The organism is Treponema sp. OMZ 803 (genome assembly GCF_024181165.1).
Classification (GTDB): Bacteria; Spirochaetota; Spirochaetia; order Treponematales; family Treponemataceae; genus Treponema.
Genome location: NZ_CP051195.1, coordinates 2,414,458 through 2,427,789, shown reverse-complemented (window position 1 = coordinate 2,427,789; position 13,332 = coordinate 2,414,458). Strand labels below are relative to the sequence as shown.

The 13,332-nt window shown below is 39.9% G+C and carries 9 protein-coding genes; 7 read left to right on the top strand and 2 right to left on the bottom strand.

Annotation, left to right across the window (positions count from 1 at the left end; translation table 11 throughout):
• Positions 1 to 87: 87 nt before the first annotated feature.
• The gene (locus ABH09_RS10995; protein ID WP_253714463.1) at positions 88 to 2,475 is read left to right on the top strand and encodes a tetratricopeptide repeat protein; all 2,388 of its coding nucleotides are present in this window, start codon (positions 88 to 90) and stop codon (positions 2,473 to 2,475) included.
• A gap of 28 nt (positions 2,476 to 2,503) precedes the next feature.
• On the opposite strand, the gene ABH09_RS10990 is transcribed toward ABH09_RS10995, so the two are convergent.
• Complete coding sequence (locus ABH09_RS10990; protein WP_253714462.1) at positions 2,504 to 2,953, bottom strand: Fur family transcriptional regulator; 450 nt, start codon at positions 2,951 to 2,953, stop codon at positions 2,504 to 2,506.
• Positions 2,954 to 3,186: 233 nt separating this feature from the next.
• Between ABH09_RS10990 and ABH09_RS10985 the strand changes: the two genes are divergently transcribed.
• Together ABH09_RS10985 and radA are read left to right on the top strand one after the other, a co-directional pair.
• Positions 3,187 to 4,488, top strand: a complete 1,302-nt coding sequence (locus ABH09_RS10985) for a S1C family serine protease (RefSeq protein WP_253714461.1) — start codon at positions 3,187 to 3,189, stop codon at positions 4,486 to 4,488.
• 13 nt (positions 4,489 to 4,501) lie between these two features.
• Positions 4,502 to 5,908, top strand: coding sequence for a DNA repair protein RadA (radA, locus tag ABH09_RS10980; RefSeq protein WP_253714460.1), 1,407 nt, complete (start codon positions 4,502 to 4,504; stop codon positions 5,906 to 5,908).
• Positions 5,909 to 6,026: 118 nt separating this feature from the next.
• Here radA and ABH09_RS10975 read toward each other — a convergent pair whose 3' ends face one another.
• Positions 6,027 to 6,782 (bottom strand): SIMPL domain-containing protein, encoded by a 756-nt coding sequence (locus tag ABH09_RS10975; protein ID WP_253714459.1) that lies wholly within the window; start codon positions 6,780 to 6,782, stop codon positions 6,027 to 6,029.
• A gap of 407 nt (positions 6,783 to 7,189) precedes the next feature.
• Between ABH09_RS10975 and ABH09_RS10970 the strand changes: the two genes are divergently transcribed.
• The 4 genes from ABH09_RS10970 (at position 7,190) to ABH09_RS10955 (ending at position 12,854) form a co-directional block, all read left to right on the top strand.
• Positions 7,190 to 7,843 carry a hypothetical protein gene (locus ABH09_RS10970; protein ID WP_253714458.1) on the top strand — a complete coding sequence of 218 codons (654 nt, stop codon included), beginning with the start codon at positions 7,190 to 7,192 and terminating at the stop codon, positions 7,841 to 7,843.
• A gap of 11 nt (positions 7,844 to 7,854) precedes the next feature.
• Positions 7,855 to 8,685 (top strand): protein adenylyltransferase Fic, encoded by an 831-nt coding sequence (gene fic, locus ABH09_RS10965; RefSeq protein ID WP_253714457.1) that lies wholly within the window; start codon positions 7,855 to 7,857, stop codon positions 8,683 to 8,685.
• 96 nt (positions 8,686 to 8,781) lie between these two features.
• Complete coding sequence (locus tag ABH09_RS10960) at positions 8,782 to 11,142, top strand: restriction endonuclease subunit S (RefSeq protein WP_253714456.1); 2,361 nt, start codon at positions 8,782 to 8,784, stop codon at positions 11,140 to 11,142.
• A gap of 2 nt (positions 11,143 to 11,144) precedes the next feature.
• Positions 11,145 to 12,854, top strand: coding sequence for a coiled-coil domain-containing protein (locus tag ABH09_RS10955; protein WP_253714455.1), 1,710 nt, complete (start codon positions 11,145 to 11,147; stop codon positions 12,852 to 12,854).
• The last annotated feature ends 478 nt before the right edge of the window (positions 12,855 to 13,332 follow it).

The window sequence follows — 13,332 nt, the reverse complement described above, 5'->3', positions numbered from 1 at the left end:
TACAGTATAGCCAAATTTTTTCGAAAGGTCTACAAACTTTATCAGAAATAAAAAAAAGCCGATACATAGGATGGAAACGAGGTTGTTATGATTTGTATTTATTTTGAAATTCCCTATGAACGGCAGCTATTGAGAATTGCTCCATTTGAAATACAAAAATTATTGAATACCATCGCGGAATCGGCTGAAGCAAACGGAGCCTCCTCATTTAAGATTTCGTGTGCTTCAATCTACTGTTTTAGCAGTGACGAAGTTGCCCCGATGTTTTCCGCTAATTTATTTTTGCAAAATTTAGCCGATTTATTGCGCGTTTATAAAAGGCGGGTTGTAGATTATCGCGTTATTATCGATTGCTGTGGAGAAACGGATTCCGAGGATGTTATCGCAGATTATTTTGCCGCTTATAGAAGCACCCTTGTGCCAAGCCGTAGCTTTTTTGCCTCCGCGCAAGCAGAACAGCTTTTGAAAGCCTATATCCGGTTCGAATATGTACCTAAGGTAAAACTTTACTACAGTGCCGATTTTATCGTACCGAAAACGGCTCATACCGAAACGGCGAAAACTCCGTGCTGCCTCTACGTTTCGAGTACCGGCACATGGATACACGCGCTGTATCATTTTATGCTTGTACATCCTCTTACTGAGTACGCGGTAACAGCAGCACTCTCGAAAGACGAACAAGTTCAATACGAAAAAGTTCAACATGTGCAGTATTATTTCCGTCGGAACCGTTTTTGTGCTGATTATCCTGATTATTTTATCGACGCGTTTTTATTATATACGCGTCTTTATTTTCAGGCCTTTGTAAAAAGTTATCATACTACCGAATTAACGGTTATATATACCGAAAAAAATGCGGAGGCAGCAAATCATCTGATAAGTGTACTCCCCATTACCGCCCATACCGAACTGATGTCGGAAAAATCGATGATGTTTGACGGCTTATCGACTGATTTTTTACAACTTGCTTATCTTACAATATATGCACCTTTATTTATCTTTGACGATGAAATGTCGGAGTTTTTCCTTTCACTGCATAAAAGCGCCCCGTTTATTACAAGTTTGTATGAGTGGATGTATGCAGTTGGTATTACCGAGGTTAAAAACGATTTGTACTCGGTAAGCCCCTTGACTACCGATCGATTGGAGCAGCGGCTTGGAATAGAAAAAAACAAGGCAAAACGGTATATAGCCAATTTCCTATGGGGTAAATATAAGAGAGGGATGTTATGTCCCGATGAAAACCTGAAAGCTATTTTTGGTATGCTTCAATTTGTTCCGGAAGATCAATTTATGCTGCATCATTTCTTCCACAAGTACTCGGATAAGGAAATTCCTCAGATTGATATCAGCCCCTTTAAGTCTGCGGTCTTTTTTCCCGCTCTCGAAAGTTACCAAAAAGCATTAAAAATCAGGGAACAAAAAAATATTAACGAAGCGGTTTATGCAGTAAAGAAAGCGGTCAGTTCCGCCCAAGCGCATACGTTTCCCGCAGGAGAGTATCGCGCTCTTTCATGTGTTGCTTTTTTGCATTTATCTCAAAATAAAATAGAAGATGCTGTTACATACTTTCAATACGCGCTTGATATTGCCGAAGCACTGAACGATAGCAATTTTATATGCGAGGCATTGTTTAACCTCGGTATCAGTTGCTTTTTACAGAATAGTTTACATACTGCTGAAAATTTTTTCGATCGACTCTTACAGGATGCAGAGAACTATTTTGAACAGCCTAAAAAAATACCGTGCTTGTTCATGCAGGGGCGGGTAGCATTGCAATTAGGTGATTACGGCAAGGCGGAACTGTTATTTCAAGAGGCGGAAAAAGCAGCTTCGAAGCACTTCCAAGAATGGGTACCTCTTTGCAGGATTTGGTATGCAAGAGCATTATCCCAAAAGGGGCAAACAAGTAAGGCACAGCCGATACTCATTACAAACCTCGATAAGTCTCCCGATGCCCGCTTATTTTTGATTGAATCATTTTTGTTTGCGCCTATTCTTCGCGATGAACGTGCCGAGATACAGGTTACTCCCGATGCATTTGTCGTACCGTTTGAACCGCACCAGAGTGGTTTTGTGCTTGCAGAGGAATTAGTCTGGGGACAGCTGTACGGTAAACCGGCAATGCAGATATGCTATACCGCTTTTGATAGCTATTATCGATTTAGGCTTGCAGCGGACTTATTGGAAGAATCTGCTCCGACATATCTGCAACAACTCGAAGACACTGCACGGGATGCACTTAAAAATCATGATATGTACGCTTCGATATATTCGTATCTTTGTTATGATGCGATTCGCCGCAGGGAGGGAAATACCTCCGATACCGCGAATGGATATTTAAGCCGATCGTTTAAGGCGTTGCAGAACTGTATGGATACGATGACGGAGAATACGGTGCGCGATAAGTTTATTTTCCGTAATGTGTGGAATGCGAAACTTTATGCTGCGGCGCAAAAAAACAAACTGATTTAAGGTTGCCGCTTTTTTGAATTAAAATATGTTATGGAGCTTTTGTCTGTGAAGCCTGTGCTTCCTCTTCGGCTTTGCAGGTGGGACAAAGGCCGGTAAGTTCTATACTGTGTGATGTCATGGTAAAGCCCGTTTCGGATAAGATCTGATTTTCCAAATCGTGCAGTGGACAGACGGCAATGTCAGCCGAAGCCTTGCATTTACTGCATACGATTCGGTGGTGATGCTCTGTTCCCTGTTGAGAGGCAATCTGAAAATAGGCTTTTCCGTTGGGATGCATACTTTTTGTTACAAAACCGGATTCGGCAAGTGTATGCATTGTTCGATATACCGTCGATAAGTCGATTTGCAGATCTGCCCCGCAGGCTTCATGCAGCTCTTCGACGGAGAAAGCCTTATCCTTATCTTGAGATAAAATACTGATGATTAAGTTCCGTGCTTTTGTTTTGCGCAACTTTTTTGTAACGAGCGAGTTTTCCATACTTTTTGTGTCCTACGAACTATCTATTCGATAGATCGATTATATCGGAGAATGTTCTTTTTTGAAAGGGCAAAAACTCAGTGTTTTTGGAATTCCGCATAAGGAAGAGTGTGTATATTTTAGAACAATAAAGAAGCTTTAAAAAATAATCCGATATGTTTATTTTTCTGTCTGTCTATTGGCGGATGGTCTGTTTTTTTGTATATTTATTCGTGCGTATAAGGGGATCGTGTATGAAGCTTTATAGTAGAAGACAACTTATTCTTTCCGCAGTCGTTGCAGGCTGTTTTATTGCACTTGCCGCTTATGGGGTAGGCTTTTATTTAGGACACGGAACGAAAACGTCGCAGGGGGACGCAGCTGAGCTTGAAGCATTGGCGGAAAGTAATACCGCCCTCACACAACAGAGCGGCGGGCAAATTGACGGTGTAGAAAATGCCGGTGACGGGAGCGTGTCTGTCTTAGAAGCAGCGGGGCAAACAAGCCCTTACCTGACAGCTACCGCGGAACCGGCAAGCTGTTACACTGCAGAGGAAAAGCAAAATATTTCGGTGTATGAAAATACCAACGATGCGGTTGTTAATATCACGACGGAAACGGTCGGGGTAAACTGGTTCCTTGAACCGATTCCGCAGGAAGGCGGTTCCGGTTCGGGGTCGATTATCGATAGCCGCGGTTACATCCTGACCAATACGCACGTTATCGAGGATGCAACAAAGATATTCGTATCCCTTTCGGACGGCAGCCAGTACAATGCCAAAGTTATCGGCGTAGACCGTGAAAACGATCTTGCGGTGCTCAAATTCGACCCGCCCGCAAACACGCAGCTTACGACGATAAAATTCGGCGATTCGGACGGGCTCAAGGTAGGGCAGCGGGTACTCGCAATCGGAAACCCCTTCGGGTTAACACGAACGCTGACGGTCGGTATTGTGTCCGCCCTCGGCCGCCCTATTCAAACCGATAAAAACGTCATCATCAAAAATATGATTCAAACCGACACGGCCATCAACCCGGGCAACTCGGGCGGCCCGCTCCTCGATTCGGACGGCAGAATGATCGGCATCAATACGATGATTTATTCCACGTCGGGCAGCTCTGCGGGAGTCGGCTTTGCGGTACCCATCAACACAGCTAAGCGGGTTGTATCCGAGATTATCAAGTACGGAAAGGTTCGGCGCGCGTCCATCGATGCGGAGCTGGTACAGCTGAACGCTTCGATTGCAAACTATGCGGGGCTGTCGGTACAGCGCGGTTTGCTGGTTTCCCGTGTTAAAAAGGACAGCAATGCCGAAAAGGCGGGGCTTCGCGGTGGAGCGAATGCCGTCCGTTACGGTATTGGGAAGCGCGCTGCGGTTATCTACCTTGGCGGCGATATCATCACCGAAATTGCGGGTCAAGCTGTCAGCAACCTCAGCGAATACTACGCTGTTTTGGAAGATAAAAAACCGAATGAGAGTATCGACGTAACGGTGCTCCGCGGAAATAAGACCGTGAAACTGACGCTTACCCTTTCCGAACGGAACGATGAATAGGTAACGAAGAAAAATGGCAAAAAAGAAAGCCGGCGGGCGGATATTCCGGTGCAGCTCCTGCGGGTACAGTCAGCCGAAATGGCTCGGGCGTTGTCCGGGCTGCGGCGAATGGAATACCTTTGAGGAGCAATTCCAAGAAGCGGACTTTACCCCCGGCTTTGCTTCAAGCGCCGCTGCCGTGCGGCAAACGGACGAAGCGCATCCCATTCCGCTTGAACAGGTGGAGGTGCACGATACCGTCCGCATTACAACCGGCATTTCTGAATTCGATCGGGTGCTTGGCGGCGGTGCAGTAAAGCGCTCGGCCGTATTAATCGGCGGCGAACCCGGTATCGGAAAGTCGACATTGCTCTTGCAAGCGGCAGCTGCCGCAGCAGCCGGAGCCGTAGGGCAGCGGACGCTCTATGTTTCCGGGGAAGAGTCCGCCGGGCAGATACGCGGCCGTGCAGACCGGCTTGACATTCCGCTCAAAAATATCGAACTGCTCTGCACCAATTCGGTGGAAAATATCGAAAAAGTATTGAATAATCTCAATCCGCTTATCGTCATTATCGATTCGGTACAAACGCTCTTTTCTCCGCAGGCGGGAACCATCCCGGGTACGATCAATCAGCTCAAATACTGTGCCAACGAATTGGTGCAGTGGGTGAAGGAGCGGGACGCTGTGCTCTTTCTTACCGCTCATGTAACAAAGGAAGGCGTCATCGCAGGGCCGAAGGTTCTGGAACACATGGTCGACACCGTTATCTCTTTTGAGCGGAACGAAGATGATGTGCGGTTTCTCCGCGCCCTTAAAAACCGCTTCGGTTCGGTGGACGAGCTGGGGATTTTCAGGATGGATGAAAAAGGCTTGGCTGCCGTACAGGATCCCGCCGCGCTTTTTATCATTCAACGGCAAGGTGAGCTGCCTGCCGGGTCTGCGACCGTGCCGGTGTTTGAAGGCAGCCGCGTGTTTATGGTAGAAATTCAGGCGCTTACGGTACCCGCTAAGGGCACGATGACGCGCGTATTCTCCGATAAGATAGATTCCGCACGGGTCAGCCGCGTCGCCGCCGTACTGGAAAAACGGATAGGTTTGCGCTTTTCCGATCAAGATATTTATATCAATGTTGCCGGCGGCATCCGGCTGCGGGAACCGGCTATCGATTTGGCTTTGGCGCTTGCGCTCTACTCCGCGCGGACGGATATCCCCGCGCATAAAAACGAAGCGTTTATCGGAGAGCTTAGTCTTGCCGGTGAGATCAGACCGGTGCGCCGCTTAAAGCCGCTGATTAAAACCGCGCAAAGCCTCGGCTTTACCCAACTCTATGTCCCGGCAGCCGCCGGCGACGGCGATGAGCCCGAACCTGCAATGCAAGGCATTTCCCGCATAGAAAACCTCGCCGAAACAATCAAGCATGCGTTCGGTGCGGGGAAGTAAAGGTCTCTTGTGTTCTGCTGTGACTGTGTGGAATCACTGCCATTCGTGGAGAATATGGGAATGGCGATCGGGTATAACAAAATCTTTGTTGACACCGCAATTTTTATCTATTTTAAAATTACTTCAGCTCAAATATCATCTCTATTTGCGCGTCAAAGAGAATCTTTCCGATTGGAGTACCGCCTGACTCCGAAGTGCCTCCAGCTGTCTGCGCGTACGCAACTCGATTTTGCACAGCGATATTGTATCCCTTTCCATTCCAATCGGAATAAGAGGGAGCTTCCGAAATGCGGATAATTTTACCGAGTGAAGGTTTATGATTGCCGCTTGATGCTGCTTCGCATAGAAGCTGCGCTTTTTCTTCCGCAGCTTTTACAGCATTGCGCCGTGCCTCATCCTTGTATTTTTTAACGTCTTTTGTAGAAAATCGGACATCGTTAATCCGGTCGATACCGTTATTCACTAAATCCGTTAAGAACGGTTCATAGTTATCCAAGTTTGTAATCACTGCTGAAATATTCTGAGTAATTTCATAATAGAGGAATTTAGGCGTATCGGCATTGTAAGAGTATTGGGGATGAATGGTAAGGTTTTCAGCTGTAACGTCTTTTTGTTCGATGCCGTACTGGTTGAATAGTGTATTCGTTTTTTGCATCGCCGTATCGTGGCGCTGTTTTGCTGCGGTAAGGTCATTTGCCTGCGAAACAATTGAAAAAGAGATCATTGCTTGATCGGGTGAAACGTACACGGTTGCTTTGCCAACGACGCTGATGCAATGTTCTTGCGCGACGTTTTTTTCAGTACAAGCCGTACTTAGCAGTACAGTGCAAACAGTAATTAATGATAAAATAATTGAACGGATGTATTTGTTCATAGGATCTCCTAACTAAGATAATCGAATCAGGACTGCCTGATATGTGTTGCATTATATCACAATCTTTCCACTATATAAATGAAGAAAGCCGTGCTATAATCAATTATGTTTTCTAAGAAAGCGCATAAGTAGCAGGAATGATCGCATAAAGTTAGACTATGCCAGAAAGGCCCGATGTAAGGTGAATAAAGGAATATAACCGCAGTTACAGTTATACCGGATATAAGAAGTAGCTGAAATAATCAAAAGTTCGGTTTACAAGAGTCTCAAATATAGGGGGGCTAATAAACGGCTATCGGTACATTTATGGGAAGAGAGGATTAAGTTATCGCAAATTAAATCTAAGGTACCCCCTTAAAACTGAAGTTTTTAGAGGTCGCCATTATATTAATTAGGAGAAATTAAATATGTTTACAAAAGATTGGTTTAAAATTTTAGAAATTGTAGAGAAATCTTATATTGGATTTAGACCGTTTAGAGATGGATCTAAAAAAGATAAGTGTAGAATTGTAATATTGTGGATATTTTTTACGGTTCTTGCGTGTCTTTTCTTTTTGGTAAGAGTAGCTGATAAGAAATTGAATACAATAATCACTCCATTATTTAATCTTATTTTGCAGATAGCGTCCAAAATTGTATTGATAGGGTATACTATTTTCTTTATTAAATATTTGCGGAAGAAAGATCGGACTGAGAATTTTATTTATATGAAAGGACAAAAAGACGAAGAAGAATTTCTTTTCAAATTTCTTTTTAATCTCTCAAAAAATGGTGTTTCGATGAGTATGTATCCAAACATAATTGAATACTATGAAAATAGAATTCAGAAAGAGAAAGACGAGAAAAAAAATGGAGTGTATTCATATATAACAGCCTTTTTACTTCCTTTGTTTATTTCATATTTTGCTGCTCAAAAAATAATCGGATCTGATATTTTGCAGCTGAGTATTGCTAGTTTACCATTTATAAAGATTGTAAATGATATTCTAAATAAAAAGCTTTATATGCATGAGCATATTGTTTATTATTTAAAACTTCAAATGCAAATTGCAAAATTATAAAAAAGTACTAAATGCTCACTGTAAAGGAACACTCCAAATGGTGGTTTAGTGTGCTTGATATTATCGGGGTCTTAAACGAACAACGCGAATACGAAAAGAACCGTAACTACTGGAAATATTTGAAGGCAAAGCTCAAAAAAGAAAATAATCAACTGGGTAGTGTTACTACCCAGTTCAAACTTACCGCTCCTGACGGGAAAAAACGTTTATCAAACGTCATTGATTATAATCAAGTAATAGAGCTTGCAAAAAATTTTCCCAACAACAAATCCGTGCCGTTTATCCAGTGGTTTACCTATTCCAAAGAAACAATAGACGCAAAGAGTAAAACAAAAGCATACGCACTCTTTGAAAGTTCATTGTTGGACAGTATTGAAGTTGGGACGATACAGGGTTTGAAGCAGATACATGCCTATCTTTTTGGGGGACTGTATAATTTTGCCGGTAAAATAAGAACCGTGAATATTTCAAAAGGCGGTTTTCAGTTTGCAGCAGCAGAATTTCTGGAATCAAATCTGGCGAAAATAGAGAAAATGCCTGATACAACGCTTGAACAGATTGCAGAAAAATATGTCGAGATGAATATCGCCCATCCTTTCCGTGAAGGTAACGGGAGGGCAACAAGGATATGGCTGGATTTAATCCTCAAGCGTACATTAAAAAAGTGCATCAATTGGAGCAAAATCAATAAAAAAGAATATCTGGAAGCTATGGCGGAAAGCGTAATCGAGTCAAGCAAAATAAAGGTTTTGCTGCAGAATGCTCTGACGGACAAAATCAATGACCGTGAAATGTTTATGAAAGGGATTGATTATTCCTATTATTACGAAGAAGCGGAGTAATATGTACCATTTTCCGAATGTTTGGTACATATCTGTGCTATATATCCCAAAAAGGAGTATAATTGGGACATGATGGATTTACTGAAGGAATAGAAGATGGGAAAATGGAAGAACGTTAGGATTGGGGAGTTCCTGACAGAACGGCAAGGCCGATACAAACCCGATGATAACGCTATCGTAACATATAAACGCCTCGATAAAATAGATTTTTCCGGAACAATTCATATTTCCGAAAAACCTTCTAAAACTGATATGATTATTGTTCAGCCGGGTGATTTGGTTATTTCCGGAACTAACGTGGCAAAAGGGGCTATTGCAGTATATCAGGGAGTGGAACCCGTTACAGCAACAATCCATTATTCTTCATATATATTCGATGATTCAGTTGTTGATTTAGAGTATTTTAAATACTTTGTTAAAAGTCCCACTTTTATTGAAACACTGAAAAAGCAAGCAAAAGGCGGAATAAAGACTGAAATAAAACCGAAAGTATTTTTACCATTAGAAATATCACTCCCAGATTTACCAACACAAAAGCAAATTGTAAAAAGAATTTCTGTAAATCTAAAACGAGTAAATGAACTGGCAAAAGAAATAGAAACTCAAAAAGGATACGCGAAACAGCTCCGCCGGAATATTTTACAGGATGCTATAGAAGGCAAACTTACCGCTGATTGGCGTAAAGAACATCCGGTGCAGAAAGGCAATCCCGACTACGATGCAGAGGCTTTGTTTGAGTCGATTCAGAAGGAAAGGAAAGTTGATAAAAAACGGAAAGCGTTACCGCCGATTCTTGATGCGGAAAAGCCTTTTGAACTTCCTACCGGGTGGAAGTGGATGAGATTGGGGGAGATAATCAAAGAAGTACCAAGAAATGGCTATTCTCCAAAAGCGGTCGATTTTGAAACAAATACAAAAACACTAAAACTTGGTGCGGTAACATCCGGCGTATTTGATTCTTCTCAATACAAGTATATAAATGAGGAAATTCCAAAGGAATCATATTGTTGGCTAAAAAACGGCGATATTTTAATTGAACGTAGTAATTCATTGGAGTATGTAGGCATTTGTGCAATTTATACAGGAAAAGACAATGACTTTATATACCCAGACTTGTTAATGAAAATTCAGCTAATTGAGCCAATTTCGAGTATTTATATTCATACAGTTTTAATGGCTCCATTTAATCGGCAGTACTTTATGTCAAATGCAAAAGGTTCCCAAAAGACAATGCCAAAGATTAATCAGGAGTGCGTATCTAATACATTGATTCCACTTCCCCCCTTGGCTGAGCAGCAGCAAATTATTACTTCTGTATCGACCATGTTTAATAAAGTGTCAGAGATTGAGCGGCAGATACAAGAAAGAGAGATACTATCCGAAAAACTTAGTTTTGGTATAATAAAGGAGAATCTGGAGGGGACGGAAGTAGATAATATGGCAGAACCAATTGATATAGATGTACAATCTGGAAGTAGAAGTTATAATAGACTTGATATGCAAGTAACACAAGCGCTTCACATGGCGATTGAATTATTTGACAATGTAAACTTCCTTCTTGTAATGGATTATTATGATGATATTACTATTTTTGATGATTCAGACAATCCACAATCTGTTAGTTATTATCAGATGAAAACAAGTAATGATACAATAACTGTCGCTACAATTTTAAGAGAAGAATGGCTACCAAAGCTATATGCCCATTTAAATAATCCAACATATTTAATTAAAAATCTTGGATTAATAACAAATTGCCCTATCAAATTCGATAGCCAAATTTTACGGGAAGAGGAAACTCCATTTTCAAAAATTAATGAGCAAACTGTAGCGAAAATCAAAGAAGATATTTCTAAGAAGATGGGAATTACAGTAAGTGAAATAAACTTATCAAAATTTATCCATGTAAGAACAACCCTCACTATTGAAAGGCATAGAGATATTGCAGAACAAGAATTAGGTAATTTTCTTCTGAAAAAATATCCTAAAATCACACTTGAAGCTACAAAGACTATTTTTCAAAGCATTATTGATATGCTCACAAAACGTCAAGAATATGAATTATTACCTAAGGATTCAGATTTTACATCCATTCGAGCGAAGAAAGGTATCTCAAGAGAAGATATGAATAGAGCAATAAAAATGACAATGCTTATAGCTCTTCCAGAATTTCAAACTATTGAAAAGATGATTGATTTTCAAGAAGAAGAAAGAAATAAAGCATCATATGAATATACAAGAATCCTTGTTGATTTGCAAAAACGCGATGAAGGGATTTATTCATTATTATTAAAGTTACAAAATAAAATGAATGAGAACCCAATGTCTGAAAATGAAGAATATGAAGATTATGCAAAGAGAATTATAGATATTGTTCCTCGAAATCCAATTTATAATGATTGGTATAGGAAGATACTGATATTTTCTATACTTTATAATAGCTGGAAGGATAATTAATTATGAAAGAATTGTTTTTTAATAGCATCTTAATCGCCGATATATCGAAAAAAACGGCAAAACTTCAAGTATTTTCAAAAGGTTTTAATGTTATTACTAGCTCTGATAATCATGTTGGAAAATCTTCTCTTATAAAATCGCTTTATTATGCACTTGGTGCTGAAATAGAGTTTGACTCTACATGGGATAAAAATTCAAAAATATATATTGTTAATTTCGAAGTTGACAAGAAAAAATATAAAATTGCAAGATTTTTAAAAAAATTTGTTTTATTCGAGAATGAAGAAATAATTCTTTTTACTGATAGCGTAACAAAAGATCTGGCTAAAAAACTTGAAGAAATATTTGATTTTGGTGTTTATCTACCCAATCGAAATGATAATAAAATAGAATTAGCACCACCTGTATTTATGTTTATGCCCTATTATATAGATCAAGATCGGGGGTGGACGGAAATTTATGATAGTTTCTCACATCTTGAGCAATACACGAAAGATGCAAGGATAAAATCATTATATTATCATTTAGGTATTTATAATAGGGCAACAATTGAATTGATGGCAAGAAAAGATTCACTGTCTCTACAGTTAAAGCAGCTTGAAGAAGAAGGTACACGATTGCAAGTTGTTATAAGTGTTTTGTCAGATGAGCTTAAAAATATAGTTCCTGCTGTAAACGTGGAAGAGCTAGAAAGAAACTTAATTTTACCAAAAGAAAAAATTGCAATGCTTGTAGAACAGATCGGAAAAAAAAGGAATGAAATTCAAAAACTTGAGACTACTCTGCAAAACCATCAATACCAATTAAATACAATTAATATGTTGCACCAACATGTTATTCACACTCCGATCGATTCTCCGGTGCAGAATATTCTGGCTTGTCCAAAATGCGGATATGTCATGGATAAAGAAATATTTGAAATTGTCGAGAAAAATTATACATCATTAAGTAGGCAATATGCTAAACAACAAATTTTATTGTTAATTCAGCGGATAGAGGAAAAACTTGGAAAACTAAAAATAGATTATATTGAATTGATGAATAAATTAAAAGAAGCAGAAGCTGTATATGATGAAACAAAAAGTGCATATGATATATATTTGGCACAAAAAGGTTTGTCTTCAACTTTTAATAATATGTCGAAAAACTATGAAAAAAAGTTATTTGAACAGGCAAAAGTAAAAGATGCAATCCATGATATTAGTTCAGAGTTAAACAAGTTACCAAATAAAAAAGAAGTTGAGAAAAAATATATCGAATTTACTAAAGAAAATTTAGTTTCATTAGGTGCTTGGGAGGAAGCTTATGAAGGAAAAATAAAACTTCTAAAACCATTGAAAGGGCAAGGAACTTTGAATAATAAAATTATTCTTTCGCAAGTTATTGCATTATTTGAAACAATGGATTATATGCAGATTAAATCAAATAGATTTCCATTTATTATAGATTCACCACGAGGCAATGAAGCGAGTTATATTAGTAGTAAAGAAATTTTAAAATTAATATTTAGGATAAACAGTATTTCACAGATAATTCTTGTAACTATGGATTTCTCAAATTACAAAGATTCGATTAGTTATGAAGGAGAAATAAATATTGTAACATTAGAACAGAAATATACATTACTGACAGAAACTGTGTATAAAGATCATTTAGAGGAAATTGAATCTTTGCATGATTTGTTTTCTAATTTCAAAAAAATGGATCTTTAATTAGAATCGTTTTTCACTTTTGCAAAAAAACTCGCGTCCAGCGGGTGCCATGGATGGCGGTGGTTCCACTCAGTAGCAAGTTTCTCATTAAGAAAAACTTGTCGTTGAGCAATATACATGGATGCACACTCAGTAGCGGCACGGACGCCGCTGGTTCCAAGCACCAATGAGTTTGCGAATAGCAAACTCATGTCCAGATTTTGACATGGAAGTCAAAATCTGGACAGCGTTAGGGATTGGAGAGGCACACCGCAGGGGTGTTCCGGAGCGCAGCGGAGGAATGATAACCCCGGAAAGCCCGACCGCCGCTTGCGGCGGGAACGCCCAAATAAGAAAAAGAAAAGAAGCATATATGCCGAACATTGGCGGAATTATAAAACTGCCTTATAAATCGCTACAGCTTGCAATTATTAAAAATAAGCGTTATGTTTGTGTATATACGCACAGAATAAGGTGAAATATTCAAAAAATAGCCATA

Bases quoted from the DNA above. Each gene is read 5' to 3' on its own strand.
- ABH09_RS10995 (WP_253714463.1), top strand. From the start codon at position 88: ATGATTTGTATTTATTTTGAAATTCCCTATGAACGGCAGCTATTGAGA.
- ABH09_RS10990 (WP_253714462.1), bottom strand. From the start codon at position 2,953: ATGGAAAACTCGCTCGTTACAAAAAAGTTGCGCAAAACAAAAGCACGG.
- ABH09_RS10985 (WP_253714461.1), top strand. From the start codon at position 3,187: ATGAAGCTTTATAGTAGAAGACAACTTATTCTTTCCGCAGTCGTTGCA.
- radA (WP_253714460.1), top strand. From the start codon at position 4,502: ATGGCAAAAAAGAAAGCCGGCGGGCGGATATTCCGGTGCAGCTCCTGC.
- ABH09_RS10975 (WP_253714459.1), bottom strand. From the start codon at position 6,782: ATGAACAAATACATCCGTTCAATTATTTTATCATTAATTACTGTTTGC.
- ABH09_RS10970 (WP_253714458.1), top strand. From the start codon at position 7,190: ATGTTTACAAAAGATTGGTTTAAAATTTTAGAAATTGTAGAGAAATCT.
- fic (WP_253714457.1), top strand. From the start codon at position 7,855: ATGCTCACTGTAAAGGAACACTCCAAATGGTGGTTTAGTGTGCTTGAT.
- ABH09_RS10960 (WP_253714456.1), top strand. From the start codon at position 8,782: ATGGGAAAATGGAAGAACGTTAGGATTGGGGAGTTCCTGACAGAACGG.
- ABH09_RS10955 (WP_253714455.1), top strand. From the start codon at position 11,145: ATGAAAGAATTGTTTTTTAATAGCATCTTAATCGCCGATATATCGAAA.